This is a genomic window from Vibrio sp. Vb0667, assembly GCF_033391095.1.
In genome coordinates this window covers 245,634-271,530 of the sequence record NZ_JAWPOL010000002.1, presented here as the reverse complement: position 1 = coordinate 271,530, position 25,897 = coordinate 245,634, and the positions used below count along the sequence as shown (strand labels likewise).

Below are 25,897 nucleotides of genomic sequence, written 5' to 3'. Positions count from 1 at the left end.
CATGATTGCGTTGCCCTGGTGGTGGAATTGGTAGACACAAGGGATTTAAAATCCCTCGGCGTTCGCGCTGTGCCGGTTCAAGTCCGGCCCGGGGCACCATCAAAATCTTTGGTGACAGAGATACAAAATCAGAAAGGCGCCTTGGCAGAGTGGCTATGCAGCGGATTGCAAATCCGTGGACCTCGGTTCGACTCCGGGAGGCGCCTCCACTATTTCGAAAGCCAGTCTTAAATGACTGGCTTTTTTCGTTTTTAGTCCGCCTTTTCGTAACCCTCGCGCTTTCCTAAAGCCTCCCATGTTTTGATCACCATTCAATATTTTTAATGCGCTAATCATTGACTTTATAAATGTTAGACAACTCAATAATTGTATAGTGTGATTGGTGATAGTTTCTCTTCGATTGTAATCCGAACTTTTTGTATTACAGGCAGCAACCTAGCTAGCGTCATAGTTAGTATCGCTTGGTGCGTATATGCAGAAAGGAGGATTCTAGTCCTTAACGTGAGAGAAAAATAATGAAAACATTCAACCTTAAACCTACACTTTTACCCTTAACTTTGCTGCTCAGTTCGCCTGTAATGGCGGCACAAAATGGCACCATGATGCAGTATTTCCATTGGTATGTGCCAAATGACGGTGCGCTCTGGACACAAGTTGAAAACAACGCTTCGGCACTATCTGGCAACGGCTTTACTGCGTTATGGTTACCGCCCGCCTATAAAGGTGCTGGTGGTAGCAACGACGTCGGTTATGGCGTTTATGATATGTATGATTTGGGAGAGTTTGATCAAAAAGGTTCGGTGCGCACCAAGTATGGCACCAAAGATCAGTACCTAAGCGCCATCAATACTGCCCATAAAAACAATATCCAGATTTATGGCGATGTGGTGTTCAACCATCGCGGCGGTGCGGATGGTAAATCCTGGGTCGACACCAAGCGAGTCGATTGGAACAACCGAAATATTGAACTTGGTGATAAATGGATTGAAGCGTGGGTAGAGTTTGATTTCCCTGGGCGCAACGATAAGTACTCAAACTTTCATTGGACGTGGTACCACTTTGATGGCGTGGACTGGGACGATGCTGGCGAAGAAAAAGCTATCTTCAAATTCAAAGGTGAGGGTAAGGCATGGGATTGGGAAGTGAGCTCGGAAAAAGGCAACTACGATTACCTTATGTACGCTGATCTAGACATGGATCACCCTGAAGTTAAGAAAGAACTTAAAGACTGGGGTGAGTGGTATATCAACATGACTGGTGTTGATGGGTTTAGAATGGACGCGGTGAAGCACATCAAATATCAATACCTGCAAGAATGGATTGATCACCTACGTTGGAAAACAGGGAAAGAACTATTCACGGTCGGAGAGTACTGGAACTACGATGTGAATCAGCTGCATAACTTTATCACCAAAACCTCTGGCAGCATGTCTTTGTTTGATGCACCGTTACATATGAACTTTTATAATGCGTCTAAATCGGGTGGTAGCTACGATATGCGTCAAATCATGGATGGTACGCTGATGAAGGACAATCCAGTCAAAGCGGTTACCTTAGTAGAAAACCATGACACTCAGCCTTTGCAGGCGTTGGAATCAACCGTTGATTGGTGGTTCAAGCCGCTCGCTTACGCGTTTATCTTATTGCGTGAAGAAGGTTATCCATCCGTGTTTTATGCAGATTACTACGGCGCGCAGTACAGTGATAAAGGGCATGACATCAATATGGTCAAAGTGCCTTACATTAAAGAGCTAGTAACACTGCGTAAAGATTATGCCTATGGCAAACAACATTCTTATCTCGACCACTGGGACGTAATTGGTTGGACTCGAGAAGGTGATGCAAATCATCCACATTCAATGGCCGTGATCATGAGTGATGGACCTGGCGGCTCGAAGTGGATGTATACGGGTAAACCAAGTGCTCGCTACGTAGACAAGTTGGGTATCCGAACTGAAGAAGTTTGGACTGATGCGAATGGTTGGGCCGAGTTCCCAGTAAACGGCGGATCTGTCTCGGTTTGGGTTGGCGTTGAATAATCCATTCCTGTGATTTTGATACAGAGTAGGCAATTCTTAATAAAACTTTTCAATGAATCAATGTGTTATTTGATATTCATTCGACAAATGAGTAACTTATATTTGAGCATAATCTAGAGGAAGATAAAGAATGGAATCTATTGCTGATGTATTGGTTGTGGCTATTGTGTTCGGTGCCATATTTGGGGGCGGGATAATAAAGTTAATCTTGAACCATCGTAAAGAAGTAAGAGCGTTGGAGATATCTGAACGTAATACGATGAGCCGAGAAGAACAAGATAACCTTAACAAGCAAATTGGTGACTTGAAGCGACGTGTTGAAGTGTTAGAGCGAATTGTCACAGATAACAAATATCAACTTGAAAAAGAAATTGCCTCTCTGTAGATCACCACTTAATCGTAAAGCCGGCGAAGTCCGGCTTTTTCGTGTCTATACTTCATACCTTTCGGATGTTTAACTCAGCGTTCATCAAAAAAGTCTTTGTCGCGAATGTATTTACTCATAAAGTGATAAGAGAACGGTCGCATTAACCAACTAAATAAGGAGCGCCCAAGCCGTATGAGCGTTGGGGTGTTCTCGTATATTCTTCCGTTATATAACCATAGCATTTTGCCTACATGCCAATACAAAAAAGGTACGGGCGGCATAAAGGTCACGATGTCGATGTCGCAACAAATCCTGTATGTTTTGTGCCCCAAACGGTAGCGTTTCTTAAACGTCCAATCCCCGACAGCGGGCTGTCCGAAAGTGACCACGCGTTTAATGCTTTTTGGGTATTTTTTCTCAATATAGTCAGCAAAAACACTGCCAATCGCGCCACCTGAAGAGTGGCCAGTAATAGTGATTCTTTTCCCCCTGAGAATAAGTGGTACAACGATACCTTCGAGGCGTTCGATCACGGTCAACCCTAACCGATCTTCATTTCGGCTCGGTAAACTTTCTTGGAACAACAGATGATAGAAACCCGCGTGAATGCGATAGTTTAGTCCCAACCTTCGACAGCTTCTCGTCCACATCGCGAAGTTCAACAACCAATCACTGATACTGTGTGAGCCTTTAATCACTACGACCACTTCACTCTGTTTTTTACTCCAGAGCACGCGAATCATAATCTTACCGTGTTCATTTCTAATGACTCGTTGCCCATTAGGATCGAACCCGTATTGAGTTTGCCTGAAGACGCGAGGGTAGGCGAGATTACAAAGCACCGCATAGCGCTCGTATTGGTATCGTTTTAATGGTTTCACGTTAACTTTCTTAGTGGAGCCTAACGTTTGACTGTAATTAATGAATATTAAAAATACGTGAACCTTGATTTAGGGTCGGTAGAGATTCTGTGTATTGGTATCGCGAATGAAAGACTCAAACTGGCTTAAATGCGTCAAGATGGTTTGGCGAGAGAGTGCATGATGTTCGCTAAGCACGTTAATTAGCTTTTTCAAAGCCTTACGATCTTGTTTATCAAGATTTGCTGTTTCTTTGAGTTGTGCGAAAAATTCAATTTGACTTGAAGTGTCGTTAAAGTCACCGAGCTTGTCTTGCAATAGTTTTAGTTGTTTCACGTTGTTTTTGTGCTGTTGGGAAGGATAGAGCGTGGAAAATCCTTCTAACAGATAACGCAGCGCTTTGCACTTTATCCGCATCGAATGAATCACGCTGTCACGACTTTTGTCCGAGATCTTGCGTCGTGCTTTATCAACTTTTTTAAATTGATCGGAGATTTTTTGGCTTGCGAAGAGTAACGCAGGTACGTTGCTATCCACTCGTTCGTGTTGCGTACTTCGCAGCAGACTATTCCTGACCAAAGTGCAGTGCGTTGTGTATTCTTTTGTAGCTAGCCAACGCGTAACTCTTGCCTGTTCGTAAGCACGTTCGGCTTCGATAAAGCCAAAAAGCTGCTCAAGAGACGATTTGTGATTTGGGAGCATTTCAATGTATTGGTTTTTGTCCAAGATAAATACGTCCAAATCACGCAGCTTATTTGTTTTCTTCATCATTATTCTTAAATGAGGTTTCAAAATACGCTGTTCAAAAGGAGGGATCAGTTCGCGAAGTAGTGAGCATAGTGAGCGTATGCGCCTTAGTGTGACGCGATACTGGTGTGTATATTCAGGGTCCAAGTCATGGACGATCCCCTGTTCCAGAGAGCGTGCATAATCAAATTCAGTAAGTAAGAAGTGGGACACTACGAAGTCGAGTTCGGAATCAGTATGTAGCGGTAATTGAAATGATGACTTTCGAAACATGATGAGCGCTTATTTGTCCCCTGCAGTACGAGTTAAGTTTATACCCATACTGCCAATTTGTGTGACTTGTCGATTCCTCATTGACATGAAGTGATGAAGCAAAGTAAACGAGAGCAAAGCATGCTGATGTTCTTGTGAGCAAAATGATCGCCCTTTGTTCGTTTGAGTTGGCTTTTTAACCATTTGAATAAAAGAGACTAATTTTTTGTTGACCAGATAAATTAATCCGTTAAAGTACGCCTCGTTCTCACGGCAAAGGCCGCAGAGACAGATGGTGTCTAACCCATCGCATGATTGCGTTGCCCTGGTGGTGGAATTGGTAGACACAAGGGATTTAAAATCCCTCGGCGTTCGCGCTGTGCCGGTTCAAGTCCGGCCCGGGGCACCATCAAAATCTTTGGTGACAGAGATACAAAATCAGAAAGGCGCCTTGGCAGAGTGGCTATGCAGCGGATTGCAAATCCGTGGACCTCGGTTCGACTCCGGGAGGCGCCTCCATTCTTTTACTTGTCCATGAGTTCCGATAGTAACCTGTAGGATCTCAACTTCTCAGATTGTTCAAACACCATCGTGTTTACCATAATTTCATCTGCCCCAGTGCGTTCCAAAAGTTTCTCAATTTTCTGTCTTACATATGTTTGATCACCATGGATAGATTCACGTAATTGAGTTTCAACGTGAAGCTTTTCCTGTGCTGACCATAGTGGTGCCATACTTTTCACTGGTGCGCGAAGTTTTTCGCGATTGCCGCGAATCATTTTTAAGAATTTTTGCTTCTCTGTTGTCGCGAGAAAATCTGCATGTGACTGAGTATCCGCTACGATAACGTTGGCACAAATCATCACATAGGGTTGAGCTAAATGCTCGGATGGGACAAACTCATCTCGATAAAAGTTTAGAGCACGAGACATTGCATCTGGAGCAAAGTGTGCAGCAAATGCGAAAGGTAAGCCTCTCTTAGCTGCTAAACGTGCGCTGTATGTACTCGACCCCAGAAGCCAAATCGGCAGAGATGTGTTGTTACCTGGATAAGCCGCGACTGGTTGATTTCGAGATACGGGACCAAGAAAGAAATTAAGTTCCTCCAACAGCTCTTCAAAGTCAGGATCCATATGCTCTGGTTCCCGCCTTAATGCATGCATTGTTTGGTAGTCGGTGCCTGGTGCGCGTCCTAATCCGAGGTCAATACGACCAGGGTATAATGCCTCTAACGTTCCGAATTGCTCTGCAATAACTAGTGGTGCATGGTTAGGTAACATGATTCCACCAGATCCTAAACGGATCGAGTTCGTGTGCGCTCCAATATGACTGAGTAATACACTGGTTGCGGCACTGGCGATGTCGGGCATGTTATGGTGTTCAGCCATCCAAAACCGATGATAGCCCCAGGACTCGATTGATTGAGCTAATTCAACGGAGCGCTCGAACGTTTCGGTGAAGTTTGTTCCGTCGGACACGGGTGCCAAATCCAGAACAGATAAACGAGGAAAAGACATAGGATAGTTATAGCCTGTTAATGAATCTTAACTATCATATGGTGGTGAAAGTTGACGTTTAAAAGGGGAGGATTAACCATTCACAATGGATTATTTTTCTTCAATGCCTGGAGAGCGTTTAGCTTACGAGTTTAGCTTTTGCTATGTGATAAAAGCGGCTTTATTACTGTAAGTGGCCACAGTGGTCGATGTCGTTGAATATTCGCATGTAGAACGTTTCCACAGCTACTTTAGATTAAAACATAGGCCTCTTTAACAGCGAACTGCTGTTGTCGACAATAGTGAACGAGCTAGCTTTAGAGCGTTTTGACTGATACATAGACTTGTCTGCCGCTGTTAATAATTCATGTACATTCGACCCATGCTCAGGATAGAGTGCAATACCAATGCTAGCTCCGACGCATAACTCTTTACCTTTAAAATGAATTACTTTTTCTATTTCTTGGATATAACGTAGTGCACATGCAGACAGAGACGTACCTGTTGTGTGTGAACGATGAATAATAATAAATTCATCTCCACCAAAGCGGCCTACCATGTCTGATTCGTCGATAATACTTGATAATCTACTAGCTACAGATTTTAACACTGCATCACCTGCCTCATGGCCATGGCTATCGTTAATATCCTTAAATAAATTTAAATCTATAAAAAACAAACTAAAACTATTCTCACTGCCTCTGAAATTACGCGTAAGCTGGATCAAATGTTTTTCTATTGCTCGACGATTGTAGATATTAGTTAAGGAGTCGTGCTCAGACAAAAATACCAAACTTTCTTTTTGACGATTTAGAACTGAAGTTTGATTCTCTACTTCTTCTTTAAGTTTTGATTTTGATATTGTTGTGTGGTTTAACAATGCCGCCATTTTATTGAAGTAACAAGACAGATTTTCAAATTCCGTGAATTGATTTTCTGAAGGGATTTTATAGTCAAAATTTGACCTGCTTAATTGTTTTATTCCATTTATAAACCTTTGAAAGCTTCTCTTGAACTTTATTTTTATATAAAAGCACAATAGCATAACAACCAGAGAGATAAAAATAATACCTGCTTGAGTGTAATAATTTAAATTTTGTAGTTTTGTAGACTTATTATTAAGTATTTTTTTATAAATATATATTATTTCATTATTCATATCCTGGGATACAATGTTTATTCTGGATTGTATGACAGGATTTGATTTATTATAATTTACGACTGAATCATAATGGCGATCTTTGTCTAGTAAATGATTATTTTCGTATTGAACTAAAAAATACAGTTCGAGATTCATTTTTTTTAGGTCTTTAGTAAGGTATAAAACATCCTCATTTTGAGATAATAATTCGTTTAATTTGTTATGAGAAATCATGAATTGTGTGAAATTGTTTTTTCCCCTATTTTGAGTGTAAGCCCAAAGATAACTACTTAATGACTCTAATGATATTTGTATGTCCATTATTTGGTTTAATTGTTTCTTGGCTTTATAATCTTCTATTTTTATGAAGCTTATGTATACTATAACGCTGATACATAGTATTACGCTTAGACTGAATAGTGATGCTAAATAGTGGTTTAACGAACGATGCATTTTAATCTAGACCATCAAAATATGAATTGATATAGTTTTCTTTAAATATTTTTCTGTAATTTGGAATCTGTCCTTCTACATAGTTTTGTTTTAATGCCCAATTAGCTTCTGATTGTAATGTAAATAATAAAGAATTCGTTAAATTTAATCGAAAGTTATAATCATCCCAGCTCCAAGATATTTCTTCAACTGTTGTGTTAAGTTTTTGTGATAGTATTTTCATTGTTAAATGAGGGTTTTTATCCATCCAGTTAATTGAGTGATGAAGTGACTTTATTATTTTCATTACTTCTTGATCTGATTTTTCAATGTGTATTTCTTTTGATACAAGCAAAAAGTAAAGTTTATACACGCCAATAATTCCTATGTTCTTTACTTCTTCATTTATTCTATTCTTGGCCATAAATCCGTATGGCTCCCAAGTAGATATTGCATCGACGTTTCCTTGTATTAAATGATTTATAATAACCTGCGTTGTTGATGATATTTTTTCTACTTTTTCTAAATCAATGTCATTTACCTGTAGCAACAAGTCTAAGTAATATTCGCTAGCGCTCTTTTTTATTACACCAACCTTTTTTCCTGGTAATTTATCTATACTTTCTATACCAGACCGCTTTTTAGTTAGCAGCTTAATATCCTTCGTAGAAGATGCAAAAGAAGTGATTAATGCTAAATCTTTGTATTCAAAGCTTTTAAACATCAGTACGCTTTCAGAAAAAGTGGCGTAATTAACATGGTTTTCTAGAAGTAGGTTTGAACATTCGACCCCTCCAAAGCACATGATAAGTTCGACGTTTAAATCGTTTTCTTCAAACGCACCTATGTGCTCTGCAATGATAAAAGGGGCTGACAGAGGCGTCTTAGATATACCGATTGTTGTAGGTTTGTGGATAGCATTTGATACCGTTGTTAACTTTAAATAAGCAACTGCTAATGCAGAAAGAACTAAAATTATGATAACTGTAGAAATCTGTTTTGTATCCATCAAAAACAACTCCCTTCATAATAGTAGTAATTAATCTATCAGTTAAATGAGTGTAGTTGCTTATTGGGTTGATGCTAGGAGAGGAGGGGATTTATTTGTATCGTGCCAAATTTATGAGTACCTAGGGGTAATTTCGGTAACTGGCTTAGATATAAAGAATTTATCTTTAGTTAGTTCAAGTTGTAGCAAATGACTGATTTCATAACATGATGATTTATGGAGAGATATCAACTTTTTAAGTTGAAAAATTGTACTCCATTTTTGCCATTTTTCTTTATCTCATACATTGCGTGATCGGCTTTTTGATACACTTCATTAAACGGTTGCTTTCCTTTGTTAAAGAGACAAACACCGATACTCATTCCTATCGTTACTTTATGTAAGTCTTGATTTATCGCTGGAATGATTGAATCTAAGAGTTGATTGCAAAGTTGGGATATTTCCTCTCGACTTGAATGCCAGTTTAAGATAACAAATTCATCGCCTCCTATGCGTCCAACTTGAGACTTGCTTGACGCAAGCTCTGTTAAGCTATTGGCGATATTGATGAGGAGGGTGTCGCCAGTATGATGACCTAGCTGGTCGTTAACTGCTTTAAAATTATCTATATCAACAAACACTAAGGCAGACTGCTGAGACGGCTTGGTTTGAGGTTGATGATTAAAGTTTTCCTCAATTGCTTTTCTATTTAACAGTCCGGTCAATGGATCACTCGAAGCTAACTTAGCCAGTTGCTGCTCATATCGCTTTTCTTTTGTAATATCGATATGAGTGCCCATCATGCGCAGTGGTTCGCCATCAGAACCATACTCGACGATGCGCCCTCGATCGTAGACCCAACTATCACTGCCGTCTTTATGAATCATGCGATGCACTACCTCATAAAGGTCGGTTTTGCCAGCTAGGTGATCTTCAAATGCACCCACCGCAAGTTCATAATCTTCAGGGTGGAGATTGTTTTTCCACGTTTCAACCGTCGCGGTTAACTCATGGGGCTGATAACCTAGCATTTTTCCCCACTGCATATTGAATATCGTCAAAGTACCTGAAGGAATATGCTGCTCCCACAAACACAGTCCATTACTGTCGAGTGCAGCATTCAACTTTTCTTGTAGTCGCGCATTCTTCCGCTTCAGCTCTTCATTTTCTTTTTCTAAGCAGGCAATTCGAGTTAGATATTCTTCCATTTTGCGCATAATTTACGTCGTTTTCGGAGCGACAATATACGAAAAATACTTTGCAATTTCTATGATTGAGCTTGGAGATATAAATATTGAATATGCGGTAAATAATAAAAAATCGGTGATGTTACTTAAGAGCAGCAAAGTAAATGCTTGGAAAACAAAGAAGGAAATAGGGGGTAAGCGAGGGGCTCTCCTGGTGCAAAGTCTTAAATGGAGGCCTTTGCACCGGGACTACTGAGGATTAGCGGTTTAGTGCACCACAACGCTCAGGTTGGTATGTGATATCGACAATTTCGATTGTCTTCACTTGATTATTTGGCATTGGCCAGTCAAGTTTTTGGCCGACAGACAAACCGATCAGTGCGCTGCCTACGGGTGCAAAAATAGAGATATCATCACTGCTTTTCAGTTCAGAAGGGTAAACCAGTGTCTTTGTCATGGTTCTATCTTCACCTGAAAATTTAAACTCTACAGTCGAGTTCATCGTGACCACATTATCTGGCATTTGTTCTGGCTCAAGAACTGTTGCTCGGTCGAGCTCTGCTTCTAATTCCACAAGCTCCGCTGCGATGTTTGGCATTTTATCCAACAAAGCCGTGATTCGGTTCATATCTAAGCTTGAGATGTAGATAGAATTGTTTTCTGACATTTTATGACTCCCAAATAAAAGGCCGCCTCACAAAAATGGGACGGCACTCTATATGTCAATTACGGTATCAATCATATGGACGCTATTCCATATGAACTAAACCCGATTTTAGTCTTTATAGTGCGACTTAGCTAGTAAAAAATTTTTGTTGTGAAGCTTGATTTTTCTAAATCTTTCAATCACTTCAGATATTGTTCTCTGATCACCTTGAAACGGTGAAGTCAAGTGAGTGCGTCGTTTAGAAGCAAAACAGGATTTATCGTAGGTGTGCTCGGTTTCGATGGTCAGCCTTACTTCATAAAGCAAAACGGTATAGTCCGTTGCTAGCATGGCTTCGGTTATCTCAGTTTGTTAAAACTACCAATATCCGTTAATAAATTACTTTTTATTTCGCAATAGTCAGATAAATACGTTCATCTACCCCTTTAGGGTAGTTTGAAATTGTAATTGATTTACATCATGTATTAATTTTCTTTCACAATTAACAATGAGCTCAGTGATAAGAACCTAACCCTTAGGAATTATAATGAGCAAGTTGAAGCTAGTAGTCATCGGTAACGGTATGGTAGGGCACCGTTATATTGAAGACTTAGTCGAGAAAGCTGATATGTCTAATATAGACATTACGGTTTTCTGTGAAGAACCTCGTGTCGCATACGACCGTGTGCACCTTTCCTCTTACTTTTCTCACCATACTGCAGATGAACTTTCTTTAGTAAAAGAAGGCTTCTACGAGAAACACGGTATTAACATGCTGATCGGCGAACGCGCGATTAACATCAACCGTGAAAACCGCATTGTTTACTCAAGCACTGGCCGTGAAGTTCAATACGACAAGCTGATTCTTGCTACTGGCTCATTCCCATTTGTTCCACCTATCAAAGGTCACGAAAGCAAAGACTGTTTTGTTTACCGTACTATCGAAGATCTTAAAGCGATCGAAGCGTGTGCGAAGAAGAGCAAATCAGGCGTTGTTGTCGGTGGTGGTCTGCTAGGTCTTGAAGCAGCTGGTGCATTGAAAGCACTGGGTGTAGAAACGCACGTTGTTGAGTTCGCACCGAAGCTAATGGCTGAGCAACTTGACCTTGCTGGTGGTAACCAACTTCGTCAAAAGATCGAGCGTATGGGCGTGAACGTTCACACCAGCAAAAATACGCTTGAGATTGCGGCAGAAGGCACAAATGCACGCAATGTTATGCGTTTTGCTGACGGTTCAGAGCTAGAAACAGACTTCATCGTATTCTCTGCAGGTATTCGTCCACAAGACAAACTAGCACGCCAAATGGAGCTGGAAGTGGCACCTCGTGGCGGTGTTGCTATCAACGATCATTGTCAGACTTCTGATGAGAACATCTACGCGATTGGTGAGTGTGCGTCTTGGAACGAAATGTTCTACGGCCTTGTTGCTCCTGGCTACAAGATGGCGACAGTTGCCGTTGATCACCTACTAGGTAACACAGAAAGCAAATTCGAAGGCGCTGACATGTCTGCGAAGCTGAAACTTCTAGGTGTAAAAGTAGGTTCAATCGGTGACGCGAACGGTCGTACTGAAGGTTGTAAGAGTTACGTTTACCAGAACGAAGAACAAGAAGTCTACAAACGTCTTATCGTTTCTAAAGACAACAAGAAACTGCTTGGCGCGGTTATGGTTGGCGATACGTCTGACTACGGCGACCTGCTTCAACTTATGTTGAACGACATCGACCTACCAGAACACCCAGATGCGTTGATCCTTCCTGCACACGCAGGCGCTGAGAAACCAGCACTAGGTGCAGATGCTCTACCAGAAAGTGCAGTGATCTGCTCTTGTTTCGACGTAACCAAAGGCAAGATCGCACAAGCGGTTGCTGATGGTCACCACACATTGGGCGACATCAAAGCCGTGACGGGCGCGGGTACAGGCTGTGGTGGTTGTATTCCTCTAGTGACGTCTGTTCTAAATGCTGAGCTTGCTAAATCTGGTATCGAAGTGAAGAACGACGTGTGTGAGCACTTTGCATACTCACGCCAAGAGCTGTTCCACCTAATCCGTATTGAAGAGATCAAAACGTTTGATGAGCTTCTAGAGAAATACGGTAAAGGTTACGGCTGTGAAGTTTGTAAACCACTGGCTGGTTCTATCTTGGCTTCTTGCTGGGGTGAGCACATCCTTAAGCCACAACTGGTTAAGCTGCACGACACGAACGATAACTTCCTAGGTAACATCCAAAAAGACGGTACTTACTCTGTTATCCCACGTATGGCGGGTGGTGAAGTAACACCTCAAGCACTGAGTGCACTAGCGAACGTTGCAGCAGAATACAACCTATACACCAAAGTAACCGGTGCTCAACGTATTGGTCTGTTTGGTGCTCAAAAAGACGATCTTCTAGAGATCTGGCGCAAGCTTATCGACGCTGGTTTCGAAACAGGTCAAGCGTACGCAAAAGCACTTCGTATGGCGAAGACATGTGTGGGCTCTACTTGGTGTCGTTACGGTGTTCAAGACTCTGTTGGTCTAGGTTCTTACATCGAGAACCGTTACAAAGGCATTCGTACACCTCATAAGATGAAGTTCGGTGTTTCTGGCTGTACTCGTGAGTGTGCGGAAGCACAAGGTAAAGACCTTGGTATTATCGCGACTGACGCAGGTTGGAACATGTACGTATGTGGTAACGGTGGTATGAAACCTCGTCACGCAGACCTACTTGCAAGTGACCTAGATAAAGAAACGCTAATCAAGTACATCGACCGCTTCATGATGTTCTACATCCGTACTGCTGCGCCACTACAACGCACATCAGTTTGGATGGAAAACATGGAAGGTGGCGTTGACTACCTACGCGAAGTGATTGTTAACGACAAGCTTGGTATCAACTCTCAACTAGAGGCAGACGTAGCGAAGCTTGTAGACGAGTACGAGTGTGAGTGGACTGCGACCATCAACGACGAATCACAACTGACTCGTTTCGCGCACTTCATCAACTCTGACAAGCGCGATGACAATGTTGTGTTTGTACAAGAGCGTGAACAGCACCGCCCAGCAACCTTCACGGAAAAGCACCCTGAAGCGAAAGGCGACATCCTACACGTAGCGATCACTGAAGCATAAGGGAAGGTTGATTATGTCATTTGAAAAGATTTGCCAAATCAGCGACATCGTACCGGGCACAGGTGTTTGTGCACTGGTTGATGGTCAGCAAGTTGCGGTATTCCGCCCAACACAAGCAGAAGAAGTGCTGGCGATCAGCAACACAGACCCGTTCTTCCAATCAAACGTGCTTTCTCGCGGTTTGATCTGTGAGCACCAAGGCGAGCTTTGGGTGGCTAGCCCACTTAAGAAGCAACGCTTTAACCTGACAACAGGTGCGTGCATGGAAGACGAGCGTTTTAGCGTGAAAGCGTACAAAACCCGCGTAACCAACGGCGAAGTAGAAATCTTTGCGTAAGCTTGGTTTTCATTCCCTCCTCTTAGGGGGAGGGAATGAACTGAAACCTAGATTTAATAGACAAAGGCTTTCCAAGCATCAACTCAGGGGAACAGGGAAGCGAGGTGTTGTAGACAGCGTTCAGGTGTCAACGGGAAGCCTTTCTCTATTCAATCTTTAACTTTTTAACTTTCAATTTTGGATAAGGACACATTCATGTCTACTGATTTTAAGCCTGCAGAATTCGTGCAAACCATGATCAATGTTGGTGAAGCGAAAACCAATACAAGCACGCGAGATCTTCTGCTTCGCGGTACGATGGCTGGCGTTATTCTTTCGCTTGCGGTGGTGGTTGCTATTACCGCGATTGTACAAACGGGTATCGGCCTTGTAGGAGCACTTGTTTTCCCCGTTGGTTTCGTAATTCTAAGTGTGATGGGGTATGACCTAGTAACCGGTGTTTTTGGTCTAGCGCCTCTGGCTAAGTTTGCGAACCGTCCGGGCATCACTTGGGGTCGTATCTTCCGTTGTTGGGGTCTTGTAGGCTTGGGTAACCTTATCGGTTCTCTGATCGTTGCTTACCTAGTGGCTATCTCTCTAACAGGTAACTTTTCTCTAGAACTGAACGCAGTAGCGAAGAAATTTGTCGCTGTTTCTACCGCGCGTAGCCTTGGTTTTGAAAACATGGGTATGGATGGATGGATCACATGTTTCGTACGCGGCATCTTCTGTAACCTAATGGTGTGTCTAGGCGTTATCGGCAACATGACGGCACGTTCGGTGTCTGGTCGCGTAGCAATGATGTGGTTCCCAATCTTCATCTTCTTTGCGCTAGTATTTGAACACACCGTAGTAAACATGTTCCTATTCCCACTAGGTATGATTCTAGGTGCGGATTTTGGTATCGCGACTTGGTTGAACTTCAACCTTATTCCAACCATTCTAGGTAATATTGTCGGTGGTCTCGTAATGACTTGTATTCCACTGTACCTAACTCACGCAAAAACAGCGCCTTCTATCAACGTAGTTGAAGAAGAAGTAAAAACAGAGCCTGCAATCGCAAAATAAACCGCTTTTATCTGGCCCTACCTATGGTAGGTAGGGCTGTTCAACTCATTTAACTTTCGATAAGTATTGTATTGATTTAGCTATAAAAAGTAATAACTCCTTGGGGTGATTTTAACCTTGAGTTAATGACTTGAGTGTTACTTTTTATGTCCAAATTTTCGATAGGCGTTGATATGACAACTGTTAACTCATCTTTAAACAGCGGCTTTGTTTCTCTTGTTGGTGCAGGTCCTGGTGACCCTGATTTACTCACAGTAAAAGGCTTAAAAGCCATTCAAGCGGCTGAAGTTGTTGTGTACGACCGATTGGTATCAAAAGAGATTCTTGAGTTGGCCCATGCATCTGCAGAGATGATTTACGTAGGAAAAAAATTGGACTTTCACTGTGTGCCTCAAGATCAAATCAACCAAATCTTGGTGCAGAAAGCGCAAGAAGGTAAGCGTGTTGTGCGTCTGAAGGGCGGTGACTCATTTATCTTTGGCCGTGGTGGTGAGGAGCTAGAAGAACTAGCGGAATTTGGTATTAAATACGAAGTGGTTCCGGGGATCACAGCAGCAGCGGGTGCAACGGCTTACGCTGGTATTCCATTAACACACCGCGACCATGCGCAAAGCGTTCAATTCATCACTGGTCACGTACAAAAAGATGGTCGTGAGATTGAATGGCATTCACTGGCACAATCCAACAACACGCTTGTGTTCTACATGGGTTTAAAGCAAAGCGGCCATATTATGGATAAGCTGATCACTCACGGCTTAGACCCTGAGATGTCATGCGCCATTATTGAAAACGGTACGCGCCCAGAGCAGCGTGTGTTCCAAGGAAAGTTGAACGAGCTATCGAGCATGGCAGAGCAAGCCGTGAGCCCAGCATTGATTGTGGTTGGCAGCGTGACTCAACTTCACAACAAGTTGGATTGGTTCGCAAAGTAATACTGCCCAGAAGTGACTATATTTTACAGGGACTTTGCTGCCTCTGCATTTCTTGCTTACGCATAGGCATTTGATCAATGAGGTTGTTGATAAACGGCCAGTCTGTTTCTGCGCCCCAACGGTGCTTTTCTAGACCATCTTTACCAAGCAAAATAGCAGTATGAGAACCTTTTTCGACCGCATAAAGACGAGCTAGCATTTTTAGGTCGAACTCTTCTTTAAGCCAAGCAGGAAAAGTATAACCTTGTTCTGTAATGACCAGTGTGACGACATCTCTGTCTTCCAACTCACACTCATTCATAAGTGTTTCTAGCAAGAATTGTTTGACGTATTCATCATTTTCCGGCGCAAAGTAGAGCACACTTCTATGTGGCCAGTATTTGGAGTGCGCTGGATAACCAAATGCTGTCGATGACAAGATACAAGAAAGCAGTATCACTAGTAACTTTCCGCCCATGACAGTTCCCCTAGAAACCCAAATAACTTTTTATACGTTAAGTTTAGTGGAATTGGCTCATTGTGCTTTTTCCAAAACTGGCATAGGGTAGGCAGCAAATAAATTGAGCGTAGAAATAGATGAGTTCGGAAAGCAAACAAAAAATCGCCATTTTGGTTGATGTACAGAATGTGTATTACACCTGTCGCGAAGCGTATCGAAGCAATTTTGATTACAACCAGTTTTGGTATGTCGCCACACAAGGGAAAGAGGTGGTAAGTGCTCGTGCTTATGCCATCGCGAGTAACGATCCAAAACAACGTCAGTTTCATCACATTTTACGCGGTGTTGGATTTGAGGTGATGCTTAAACCCTACATCCAGCGTCGTGATGGCAGCTCGAAAGGCGATTGGGATGTGGGTATTACTCTCGATGCAATTGAAATTGCTCCCGAAGTTGAGGAAGTGATTCTAGTTTCGGGAGATGGAGACTTTAGTCTGCTAGTAGAGAGAATTCAGCAGCGCTTCAATAAAACGGTGACCGTTTATGGTGTACCTAAACTTACATCTCAAACTCTGATTGATTGTGCCGACAATTTTGTCGCGATTGATGACGATTTCTTGCTGTAGTTAATAGTGCAATAAAGAAAGGCGAGTCACTCAGGCTGTACGAAAACGTACAATGACTCGCCTCTAATTTATCGTTGATTTGGCTAGTTACGAAGGAATGATCATTTGCCCTAGCAAGTAACCCAAGCAACACGCACCAATCACGCCGATTAAGCCCACAGACATGAATGAGTGGTTGAAGTACCACTTACCAATCTTAGTTGTGCCCGAGGTATCGAAGTTCACAGTCGCGATATCTGAAGGGTAGTTGGGAATAAAGAAGTAGCCATATACCGCTGGCATCAAGCCGATAAGCAGCGCAGGTTCCAAACCTAAGCCGAGACCAACAGGTAGCATCATGCGAGCCGTTGCAGCTTGAGAGTTCACCACAACCGACACAATGAATAACGCAAGCGCGAATGTCCAAGGGTAGTTGGTTACCATCTCTACGATGCCGGATTTAAATTGAGGCATAGCGTACTGGAAGTAGGTATCTGACATCCATGCAATACCGAAGATAGCAATCGCCGCCACCATACCAGATTTAAATACCACCCCATTTGGTACGTCACGCGGGTCAGTTTTGGTCGCAAGCAAAATGATACCGCCGAAGCAGAGCATCATCATTTGAATCACAACCGCCATGCTGATTGGCTTCGAGCCATCTACGATGGTACGAATGTCTGGCCACATCGCGATAACGACGATAACCAAGATCGATGCAATGAACAGCAATACAGAGTTACGAGCACTTGTTGGTAGTACTTCATCAAGAGACGTTGCAGTTGTGTTGAGGATTTTTTCTCTCCACACAGGATCTTTCAAACGCTCTTGGTATTCTTCATCGTCGTCTAGCTCTTTACCACGCTTTAGGCTGTAAAGTGACATCAACAACGTACCGAATAGCGTTGCAGGTACAGTAACGAGCAGAATTGAGAGCAGAGTGATCTCGTGTTGAATGTCGGAGAGTTGCGCCAAGTAGTAAACCACTGCTGCTGAAATTGGCGAGGCTGTGATTGCGATTTGAGAGGCGACAGAAGCGGCAGCCATAGGACGCTCTGGACGAATGCCGTTTTTAAGCGCAACGTCGCCAATGATTGGCATGATAGAGTAAACCGCGTGGCCAGTACCAAGCAGGAAGGTCATAAAGTAAGTCACGAAAGGAGCAATAAGGGTGACGCGTTTTGGGTTCTTACGAAGCACACGCTCGGCAACTTGCAGCATGTATTTCAAACCGCCAGCGGCTTCAAGAATGGAAGCACATGTTACCACCGCTAAAATGATCAACATAACGGTGACAGGAGGAGAGGTTGGAGGCATCTTAAAGATGAAGACTTCAATCACCAAGCCAATTCCGGATACGACACCAAGGCCTATACCACCATAACGTGAGCCGATATACAGCATCACGAGCAAAAATAGAAACTCAAGATACAACATGTGGATTTCCTTATTCAAAACAGAGGGCTACATAGCCAAATTACCTCTTTGTATTGTCTCGATATTCAGAAAGAAAATACTTCATGTTGTTCACAATCCGCTGGATAAGAAACAGCAATATTCAATTATTGGCAATAACTCACGCTACACAGGGAAACTGTTAACACAGTTTTATCAGGGTGTTTTTATGCTGTGTATTTTTGCGGTCATGTCAGCGCTAAATGCGAAGAGGTTTAAGAGTTTGTTGCTATTCATCGCATACTTAACCAGACCTTACAGCTTCACAGAACTCGGAAATACAGTCATAACTAACCCTAAGAGTGTTTCTTTGTCATGAAAACGCAAAGGATAATAGTTTGCATTGCGATTGGTGCTTGGGTATAAAGGTGTCAGAATGACTACACCAACAATAAGCCATCATGTCTGAGCAATTTTTCCCGCAACTGTTTCAAACTTCGAGTGAGATTACACCTTACCTACACGGTGATATCGGCGAGATAGGGCAAGAAGCTATCCATATCGAGAATGATATCAACCCGATCATCCAAGGCCTTTACCAGCAAATCTCGGAGGCTCATCCGGAAGCGGGAAAAGCATATTGGTTGACAAGAACGTGGGATTTACTTTGTTGGCAGCCAGTTTATGTCGCATTCATCTCTATTTACGGTTACCACACGTTGCCAAACATTCGCGAGATAGCGCAGCACCTCAAACCTTGTTTTGTTTCTGGGTACCGATTCGCCGACGAAGCGCATATACATGGCGAGCCAGAAGCGTTGATAAAAGAGGCGGGGCGTCAAATCCGAGAACTGTTCGACTTCTATCAACAAGAGATGAGTCAATGGACACGCATTCGTCCTGGCTTCACCCATCAATTGATGTCGGACGGAATCATGGCTTGTTTAATTCGTCTCCAACAGCGCTTTCCGCAAATGACTAACTCGACACTTCAGGAGCATGCGGTCTTGTGGCTAAGCGCAATGGGTTTGGATGTTGATAATAGCCGCTCACTTCATGAGACGGAATCTGATCAGCCGCTAAAGTTAGTAAGAAAAAGTTGTTGTTTAGTCTATAAGTGTGAAGGCAGAAAGCTTTGTGCAGATTGTCCTCGTTTAGAGGAAAATCGACAGCTTATGAGCAAGAAGGTTCTTAATTAACATTTATTTAACTTGTGTAACAGTGCTCGATTTGAGAGTGAGAATAAGTATCATTGCACGCTCTTGTTGACAACAAAAAGATAAATACAATGATGAAAAGGACGTTTTCTTTCAATCTCATCGTACTTGCGATGAGCAGTGGATACGCAGTTAGCTCAATAGCAGCAGAAGATCTTCAACAAACATCGACTCCGAGCGATGAGCAATTGGTTGTTGTAGGCAGTGTGATGCCGAAATCGATCTCCGATATTCCAGGAACGGTTTGGTTTGTTGGCCAAGAAGAGATTGCTCAGCAATATCGTGCGGGCAAGACACTGGGTGATATTCTTTCTGCAACCATCCCTTCTTTAGACGTCGGCACCGGTGGTCGAACTAACTATGGTCAGAACCTTCGCGGTAGAGCAATGTTGGTAATGATTGATGGTGTCTCGTTACAGTCTTCTCGCCCGATTAGTCGTCAGTTAGATGCAATAGACCCATTCAACATCGAGCGAATTGAAGTACTATCTGGTGCAACCTCCATTTATGGTGCAGGCGCTACTGGTGGTGTTATTAACATTATCACCAAGAAAGCGTACTCGGATGACTTGTCGTTTGAATCCTACGTGAGTGGCACTACAGGCTTTAATAGCAGCGATGACTTTGATTACAAACTCGCTCAGTCTATCTCGGGTGGTAATGAGCGAATTACCGCTAGAGGTTCGGTTGTGTACACCGAGACACAAGGTGCATTTGACGCAAATGGCGACATTGTCACCCCAGACATTTCACAGGGCTCTTTGCAGTATAATTCAACGCTCGATGTTATGGGATCGACCGAGATTCAAATCTCCGATGCCAGCAAGTTAAACCTTGTCGCACAATACTATGACAGCCAGCAAGACTCGCCATACGGTTTGTACATTGTTAACAATAAATTTGTTGATGTACGAGAGGGGTTCGATTCCGACCGTGAACATGGTACAGAGCGAGTTCTCTTAAGTGCGAACTACGCTCACGACAGCGTATTCGGTCATCAACTGATAGGCGAGTTATCTTACCGTAGTGAAGACCAAACCTTTACTCCTTATTACCAAAGTGCCTCTCAACAAAAAACAGAAGTTTTTGCTGGGCGCTTAGCGTTAGCTAAAAGCTGGGAGTCATTCAAACTTGTTTATGGTGTCGATGCGTACTTAGACCGTTTTGAAAGTAACCAGGCTCTGTTCGATCCAACCATTGCGAACAGCTCTGGGAACTTAATTAATCGAACCTATGCCGAAGTGGGGCGTTACCCAGATGTTGATGTGGCGTCTTACGCAATATTTGTCCAAGGGGATTACCACATCAATCAAGATTGGTCAGTACAAGCAGGCTACCGCTACCAATACATGGACAATAAGATTGATGATTTTGTTGCCTATAGTATACAAAAGAAGATCGCATCGGGTAATGGTGTATCAGCGGATGCGGTACCAGGTGGCAGCACTGACTACTCTGTGAGCTTATTTAATTTGGGCACCATTTATCAGCTTAACGATGAATCTCAGCTTTGGGCGAACTTCTCTCAAGGTTTCGAACTCGCTGATCCTGCAAAGTACTACGGCCAAGGTAGCTACGATGCCGCGGATGCAAATGGTCACTACGCGTTGAACAATAGCATTAATGTATCTGACTCAAAAATGTCGGGCATCAAAACGGACAGCTATGAAATTGGTTACCGATTAGATACGGATACTGTCGCACTGCAAGCGGCGGGTTACTACTCGGTGTCGGATAACTCAATCAAGTATGACAAGAAGACGCTCCTAATCACCAATGTTGATGACGAGCAACGTGTATACGGTGCCGAAGCAAACATTAACTACTGGGTAAACCGTGATATTTTGTTAGGTGCATCAGGTCACTATGTGGTTTCTGAGCTGAAAACCAACGGTAAGTGGGAAGATCTAAGCGCGGGTAAAGCAAGTACATCAAAAGCGAACGCGTGGGCGGCTTACTATCAGGATGGCTATTCAGTACGTTTACAAAGCCAGACGATGTTTGATTACGAAGATGACGCAAACAATAAACTAGATGGATACACTACGTTTGATCTTCTTGGTAACGTAACACTACCTATCGGGCAGTTAGGTTTTGGTATTCAAAACCTATTTGACGAAGACTACACAACCGCTTGGGGACAACGTGCGCAGATTCTTTATGCAGCACACTACGATGCTGCAGCGTACGACTACAAAGGAAGAGGTCGCACATTCACACTGAACTACAGTGTCGAATACTAAAGCTAACTCTCTCCGAATATCAAAAAAGCCGCTTGAAGCGGCTTTTCTTTTAGGCTTGATCTGTCTGCGCTGTGTCTACAACGTTTTCCGTGTGTTCTGAAGCTTGGTTTTGTTCTTCAGCTTCCATTTTCGCGCGTTCAGCTTTGGAGATATAACGCGGCTTATTGCTCTTATGTAGCTTAGCGTTATGCTTCTTCTGCTTCGCTTTCAAGATCTGATTGATTTTCTTCTTGCGGTTCATGGTGGTGGTCCTTTAATTTAGCGAGGCAGGATAGTTACTTTTTTATCAAGTTACAACTAAATAAGCGCCGGTATCGGTCGCAAAATTCAAGTACGTTCCTATGTCCAATCATCTATCGCGTTTTAATGGAGCCCAAATGAAAACACTGTACACCGAACGTTTGATACTGCGTCTTGTGAGTGTAGATGATGCACCATTTATACTAGAACTTTATAACCACCCAGACTTCTACCGTTTTGTCGGAGACAAACAAATTCGTACCGAATATGAAGCGGCGCGTTACATAAAAGAAAACATGCTACGCATGCAACAAATTAAAGGCGTGAGTTTACTCGTTGTAGAGAAGAAAGAAGATGGGCAACCCATCGGGATTTGTGGGTTGGTTAAACGTGACACATTACAACACTATGATCTCGGATATGGATTTTTACCTTCCGCTTATGGCTTCGGCTACGGAACGGAGTCTGCAACCGCAGTGCTGGAATACGCTAGAGAGGAAATGAAACTCGATAATTTGGTTGCCATCACCAACAATGACAATATTCGTAGTATAAGTTTGCTCAAAAAACTGGGCTTTGAGTTTGAACGAGTTGAGCAGCAATATGATAATGGCCGCACGTTAGAACTTTACACAATGATGTTGTGATTTTTGGATAGCGCATGAGCGATATTTTACTTGGCAAACTCGCCACTGAATTTAAGACAGTAAAAGCCATGGTAGAGGTTTACTGTCATGACCATCATGGAACAAAACGTGACTTATGCTCAGAATGTCGTGAGCTGCTTGAATACGCAGAAGTGCGCCTCGACCGCTGTCCTTATGGAGAGAATAAACCGACGTGTAACAAATGTCCGATTCACTGCTACAAACCAGAGCCGAAAGAACAAATGCGTTTGGTCATGCGTTACTCTGGCCCCAGAATGTTACTGAAACATCCCATCTTGGCGGTTCGTCATTTGCTTCATGAAAAGCGCATGGTACCGGAAAAGCCTGCAGCGAACGCGTCAAACCGTCACAAGCGTTTATCTAAACAAAAATGCGAAGAATAAAAAAACGAGGGCGACATGCCCTCGTTTTCGTTGAGTAGAAGCGACGTGGTTAGAGGCCAGCGGCCATACGCTGCTTGGTTTTGCTCGCAGCAAGTAGCATGTATACGCCAGTCGCAACCAAAGCGGCAAACACGTAGCCTAGCAAGCCGTGTTCTTGGCCCATGAATTTATCAGCGACAACAGGACCAGCAACAGAGCCGATGCTGTAGCTAAACAGCATGACTTGTGTCGCAGAGACAATAAAGCGTTCATCAAGACCTTCGCAACCTAAGTTGATTGCAATCGGGTACAAAGCAAAAGTAGCTGCACCTAAAAAGAATAATGCAGCAGCCAATACCACGGCTGACGAGGAAATAAACGTCATACCGATCGAAAAAATACCCAAAATACAGAAAAACGCCATTAGCACTGTGCGGCTCATGTATTTGTTTAACGCGGTCACCATTGGTTGAACTAGCATGCCACCTAGAATCACTAGCGCCATCAATGTACCAATGTCTTGATGGCTAATTTTACGGTTAGTTAACTCAACTGGCATTAATCCGTAGATCGCGCCTAAGGTCAAACCTGAAACAACACAACCAATAATTGCTGCATGGTTTAGTTTGGCAATTTGCTTAAATGATAAAGCGGTTGATTCATGGCTGTTTGGCTGCTCACACTCAATGAACATTAGCACCAGCATCGCCATTAGGATCAACGTCGTGATCGCAATAAACGGAACGCCGCCACTTACGCCAAGCACGCCAATACCAAACTGGCCTAATGCTGAACCACCATAAAGCGATAGCATGTACAAGCTTAAACGTTTCGCACGCGATGCTTCGTCTCCAGACATTAGCCAAGACTCAACAATGACAAAAACACCAGCAACCGCGATACCCGCAATAAAGCGAGCGGCAAGCCACATCAATCCGTTAGCAAACACGGGTAGTGTGACGATAGTTAGCGAAAATACGGCCAAGCAACCAATAAACGCGTTACGGTGACCAACTTGACGTACGATACGTTCAATAAAAATAGCACCGGTTAATAAGCCGCCATAAAACACACTCGCCAACCAACTCGCGTAATCTGCTGAGATGTTGTATTCACCGAGCATGAGAGGGATCAAGCTCATTAAATAGCCCGAAGCCACCGCATAAAGAGACAGTGCGACGACTGGAACTGTAACTCGTGGTGATGCTGCAGGAACGACTGTGTTTTCCACTGTTTTGCGCCTATAAGTTAAATGAAATCTAAGGGTTATTCGGCGCGAATATGAGGCTAATAGTTAGGCAAGTAAAATGATAAATTTAAGTCGTTTCGACAAATAATATTTATTAACTAGATAGGTTGATAAGTTGCATAAAAACGCCAACCTACAAACAAGGTTGGCGTGGAAGGTTATTTAGTAAGTGCTTGATTTAACCATTGATCAAATTGAGTTTTAGGTAACGCACCATTGATCATATCAACACGTTGACCATTTTTGAAAACCATAATGGTAGGAATGCTGCGAATACCAAATTGCGCCGCAAGTTGTTGTTGAGCTTCGGTATCAATCTTAACAAAACGAGCCGTTCCGGCTTGCTCATGAGCAACATCAGAGAAAACAGGAGCAAAACCAACGCACGGGTTGCACCATGGGGCCCAAAAATCTACTACAACAGGCATATCACTTTGTAATAGAGCAGAAAAGTTATCTTGTGTACCTTCGATAGGCGAGCCGTCTAAAAGTGCACTTTTACATTTACCGCAAGTTGCAGATTCGGCAACGCGCTCATTAGGGACACGATTTAGACCGCCGCACGAAGGGCAGCGAGTTTTAAACGATGACATGACTTCTTCCTTTATTACGTATTGATGAAAACATGACTTACCAGTCAGCCTCATTATTTGTATACTTATTTTTTAACCTGCCGAAATAACGCAGCGCAGGTTTGTATTTGAGCCTAAGGTTCTAAGAAATTTTATTAAAATACAACAATAAATAGGTCTGCGATGACAAATTACTACGCTGAAATTACAGGTTGGGGGAAATGTGTTCCGCCAGCCGTGCTCTCTAACGATGATCTTAGCACTTTTCTCGATACTTCCGATGAGTGGATTCGTACCCGCACTGGTATCGAAAACCGCCGTATTAGTCATGTAAACACGTCAGACATGGCGACCGTTGCTGCTAAACATGCATTAGCTCGAGCAGGCGTCGATGCAACAGACGTGGATTTAATCATTGTGGCGACTTGTTCACCAGATTCATTGATTCCAAATATCGCGTCTAAGGTACAGCAGAACCTAGGTATTCGTGCAGCCGCTGCCTTTGACTTAAATGCCGCATGTACGGGATTTGTCTATGGCCTAGAAACGGGCACACGTTTGATTCAATCAGGTAACTATCGTAACGCGATCATTATTGGTGCGGAAAGATTGTCTTTCTACATCGATTGGGCAATGCGAGATACCGCTGTTCTATTTGGTGATGGTGCGGGCGCCGTTGTGTTATCAAGAACGGAAAAAGAAACGGGTTTACTACAGTCTCAAATCGGTTGTGACGCAAAAGGCCGCGATATTCTGTCCGTACCAAAGTTTGGTACTTGTATGGATCGCTTTGCGGAAGACAACGGTTACTGGGATTTCAACTTTGTAGGACAAGAAATTTTCAAACGTGCAGTAAAAGGCATGGGGCTAGCTGCGAAAACCGTACTGAAAGCATCACAGTTAACGACGGAACAAATCGATGTTGTGATTCCGCATCAAGCGAATATTCGTATTATTCAAACCTTGTGTGACTTGTCTGGAATTCCACACGACAAAGCGTTTGTTAACATTCAAAACTATGGCAATACTTCAGCTGCGACGGTGCCAATTGCATTGTGTGAAGCGGTAGAGCAAGGTCGAGTTAACCCAGGTGATAATATGCTTCTTGCTGCATTTGGTGCAGGTTTGACATGGGGTGCGGCAGTATTGAAATGGGGTGACCGCGTAACGCCAATTGGCGAAAGTGATGCGGTTCTGCCTGAATGTGAGCAATCCGCGTTAGAATTACTTGAGCGTGCCATTAAGCTGTGTAACGAACGCCGTCGCGACGAGGTGTAACGGACACTTTGCAAACATAAGATGAGTAAGGGAGCGCGAGGCT

Annotated in this window: 24 protein-coding genes and 4 tRNA genes; 16 read left to right on the top strand and 12 right to left on the bottom strand. The window is 43.1% G+C overall.

Going from position 1 to position 25,897, the window contains the following annotated elements:
- The first annotated feature begins 12 nt into the window (after positions 1-12).
- The 4 genes from R8269_RS03895 to R8269_RS03880 all read left to right on the top strand — a co-directional run bounded on the left by R8269_RS03895 (position 13) and on the right by R8269_RS03880 (position 2,424).
- A tRNA-Leu gene (locus R8269_RS03895) sits at positions 13-99 on the top strand.
- A gap of 36 nt (positions 100-135) precedes the next feature.
- Positions 136-209 (top strand) — tRNA-Cys (locus R8269_RS03890).
- A gap of 306 nt (positions 210-515) precedes the next feature.
- Complete coding sequence (gene amyS / locus R8269_RS03885; protein WP_115386660.1) at positions 516-2,039, top strand: alpha-amylase; 1,524 nt, start codon at positions 516-518, stop codon at positions 2,037-2,039.
- Between the two features lie 130 nt (positions 2,040-2,169).
- Positions 2,170-2,424 carry a hypothetical protein gene (locus R8269_RS03880; protein WP_005375990.1) on the top strand — a complete coding sequence of 85 codons (255 nt, stop codon included), beginning with the start codon at positions 2,170-2,172 and terminating at the stop codon, positions 2,422-2,424.
- 74 nt (positions 2,425-2,498) lie between these two features.
- Here R8269_RS03880 and R8269_RS03875 read toward each other — a convergent pair whose 3' ends face one another.
- Both R8269_RS03875 and R8269_RS03870 read right to left on the bottom strand, forming a co-directional pair.
- On the bottom strand, positions 2,499-3,287 hold the full coding sequence (locus R8269_RS03875) for a lipase family protein (protein ID WP_005375991.1): 789 nt from the start codon (positions 3,285-3,287) through the stop codon (positions 2,499-2,501).
- Positions 3,288-3,356: 69 nt separating this feature from the next.
- A complete protein-coding gene (locus R8269_RS03870; protein ID WP_064376958.1) occupies positions 3,357-4,286 on the bottom strand; it encodes a CHAD domain-containing protein in 930 nt (309 codons plus the stop codon).
- 301 nt (positions 4,287-4,587) lie between these two features.
- On the opposite strand from R8269_RS03870, the gene R8269_RS03865 reads away from it, so the two are divergent.
- Positions 4,588-4,674: transfer RNA gene (locus R8269_RS03865), tRNA-Leu, on the top strand.
- A 36-nt stretch (positions 4,675-4,710) separates the two neighbouring features.
- Positions 4,711-4,784: transfer RNA gene (locus R8269_RS03860), tRNA-Cys, on the top strand.
- Positions 4,785-4,789: 5 nt separating this feature from the next.
- Here the strand turns inward: R8269_RS03860 and R8269_RS03855 are convergent.
- The 5 genes from R8269_RS03855 to rnk form a co-directional block, all read right to left on the bottom strand.
- The gene (locus R8269_RS03855; protein WP_005376038.1) at positions 4,790-5,782 is read right to left on the bottom strand and encodes an LLM class flavin-dependent oxidoreductase; all 993 of its coding nucleotides are present in this window, start codon (positions 5,780-5,782) and stop codon (positions 4,790-4,792) included.
- A gap of 235 nt (positions 5,783-6,017) precedes the next feature.
- The gene (locus R8269_RS03850) at positions 6,018-7,058 is read right to left on the bottom strand and encodes a GGDEF domain-containing protein (protein ID WP_225455651.1); all 1,041 of its coding nucleotides are present in this window, start codon (positions 7,056-7,058) and stop codon (positions 6,018-6,020) included.
- Between the two features lie 298 nt (positions 7,059-7,356).
- A complete protein-coding gene (locus R8269_RS03845) occupies positions 7,357-8,343 on the bottom strand; it encodes an ABC transporter substrate-binding protein (protein ID WP_215810394.1) in 987 nt (328 codons plus the stop codon).
- Between the two features lie 227 nt (positions 8,344-8,570).
- Positions 8,571-9,530, bottom strand: coding sequence for a GGDEF domain-containing protein (locus tag R8269_RS03840; protein WP_158173495.1), 960 nt, complete (start codon positions 9,528-9,530; stop codon positions 8,571-8,573).
- A 238-nt stretch (positions 9,531-9,768) separates the two neighbouring features.
- Complete coding sequence (rnk, locus tag R8269_RS03835; protein ID WP_005390213.1) at positions 9,769-10,176, bottom strand: nucleoside diphosphate kinase regulator; 408 nt, start codon at positions 10,174-10,176, stop codon at positions 9,769-9,771.
- Positions 10,177-10,702: 526 nt separating this feature from the next.
- On the opposite strand from rnk, the gene nirB reads away from it, so the two are divergent.
- From nirB to cobA, 4 genes are all read left to right on the top strand, one after another.
- Positions 10,703-13,267 carry a nitrite reductase large subunit NirB gene (nirB, locus tag R8269_RS03830; RefSeq protein WP_318222456.1) on the top strand — a complete coding sequence of 855 codons (2,565 nt, stop codon included), beginning with the start codon at positions 10,703-10,705 and terminating at the stop codon, positions 13,265-13,267.
- 13 nt (positions 13,268-13,280) lie between these two features.
- Complete coding sequence (gene nirD / locus R8269_RS03825; RefSeq protein WP_054865300.1) at positions 13,281-13,604, top strand: nitrite reductase small subunit NirD; 324 nt, start codon at positions 13,281-13,283, stop codon at positions 13,602-13,604.
- Between the two features lie 195 nt (positions 13,605-13,799).
- A complete protein-coding gene (locus R8269_RS03820; protein WP_033907034.1) occupies positions 13,800-14,651 on the top strand; it encodes a formate/nitrite transporter family protein in 852 nt (283 codons plus the stop codon).
- A 173-nt stretch (positions 14,652-14,824) separates the two neighbouring features.
- A complete protein-coding gene (gene cobA, locus R8269_RS03815; protein WP_054865301.1) occupies positions 14,825-15,583 on the top strand; it encodes a uroporphyrinogen-III C-methyltransferase in 759 nt (252 codons plus the stop codon).
- A gap of 16 nt (positions 15,584-15,599) precedes the next feature.
- On the opposite strand, the gene R8269_RS03810 is transcribed toward cobA, so the two are convergent.
- Positions 15,600-16,040, bottom strand: coding sequence for a DUF4174 domain-containing protein (locus R8269_RS03810; protein ID WP_017820187.1), 441 nt, complete (start codon positions 16,038-16,040; stop codon positions 15,600-15,602).
- A 119-nt stretch (positions 16,041-16,159) separates the two neighbouring features.
- Between R8269_RS03810 and R8269_RS03805 the strand changes: the two genes are divergently transcribed.
- Positions 16,160-16,648, top strand: coding sequence for an NYN domain-containing protein (locus R8269_RS03805; protein ID WP_005387978.1), 489 nt, complete (start codon positions 16,160-16,162; stop codon positions 16,646-16,648).
- An 87-nt stretch (positions 16,649-16,735) separates the two neighbouring features.
- Here the strand turns inward: R8269_RS03805 and R8269_RS03800 are convergent, their stop codons facing one another.
- Complete coding sequence (locus R8269_RS03800; protein ID WP_005376060.1) at positions 16,736-18,067, bottom strand: anaerobic C4-dicarboxylate transporter; 1,332 nt, start codon at positions 18,065-18,067, stop codon at positions 16,736-16,738.
- Between the two features lie 419 nt (positions 18,068-18,486).
- Here R8269_RS03800 and R8269_RS03795 point away from each other — a divergent pair, with 419 nt between their 5' ends.
- Complete coding sequence (locus R8269_RS03795; RefSeq protein WP_042520969.1) at positions 18,487-19,224, top strand: siderophore ferric iron reductase; 738 nt, start codon at positions 18,487-18,489, stop codon at positions 19,222-19,224.
- 89 nt (positions 19,225-19,313) lie between these two features.
- Positions 19,314-21,485, top strand: a complete 2,172-nt coding sequence (locus tag R8269_RS03790) for a TonB-dependent receptor (RefSeq protein ID WP_158173098.1) — start codon at positions 19,314-19,316, stop codon at positions 21,483-21,485.
- Between the two features lie 49 nt (positions 21,486-21,534).
- Here R8269_RS03790 and R8269_RS03785 read toward each other — a convergent pair whose 3' ends face one another.
- Complete coding sequence (locus R8269_RS03785; protein ID WP_005376066.1) at positions 21,535-21,726, bottom strand: DUF2986 domain-containing protein; 192 nt, start codon at positions 21,724-21,726, stop codon at positions 21,535-21,537.
- A gap of 136 nt (positions 21,727-21,862) precedes the next feature.
- On the opposite strand from R8269_RS03785, the gene R8269_RS03780 reads away from it, so the two are divergent.
- Entirely contained in the window at positions 21,863-22,372 is a 510-nt protein-coding gene (locus R8269_RS03780; protein WP_054865303.1) for a GNAT family N-acetyltransferase, read from the top strand.
- A gap of 14 nt (positions 22,373-22,386) precedes the next feature.
- Positions 22,387-22,776, top strand: coding sequence for a nitrous oxide-stimulated promoter family protein (locus R8269_RS03775; protein WP_005387988.1), 390 nt, complete (start codon positions 22,387-22,389; stop codon positions 22,774-22,776).
- A gap of 49 nt (positions 22,777-22,825) precedes the next feature.
- Here R8269_RS03775 and R8269_RS03770 read toward each other — a convergent pair whose 3' ends face one another.
- Entirely contained in the window at positions 22,826-23,986 is a 1,161-nt protein-coding gene (locus tag R8269_RS03770; protein WP_213965186.1) for an MFS transporter, read from the bottom strand.
- Between the two features lie 176 nt (positions 23,987-24,162).
- The gene (trxC, locus tag R8269_RS03765; RefSeq protein WP_005376074.1) at positions 24,163-24,597 is read right to left on the bottom strand and encodes a thioredoxin TrxC; all 435 of its coding nucleotides are present in this window, start codon (positions 24,595-24,597) and stop codon (positions 24,163-24,165) included.
- A gap of 162 nt (positions 24,598-24,759) precedes the next feature.
- Here trxC and R8269_RS03760 point away from each other — a divergent pair, with 162 nt between their 5' ends.
- Positions 24,760-25,854 carry a ketoacyl-ACP synthase III gene (locus tag R8269_RS03760; protein ID WP_005387993.1) on the top strand — a complete coding sequence of 365 codons (1,095 nt, stop codon included), beginning with the start codon at positions 24,760-24,762 and terminating at the stop codon, positions 25,852-25,854.
- Positions 25,855-25,897: the final 43 nt, after the last annotated feature.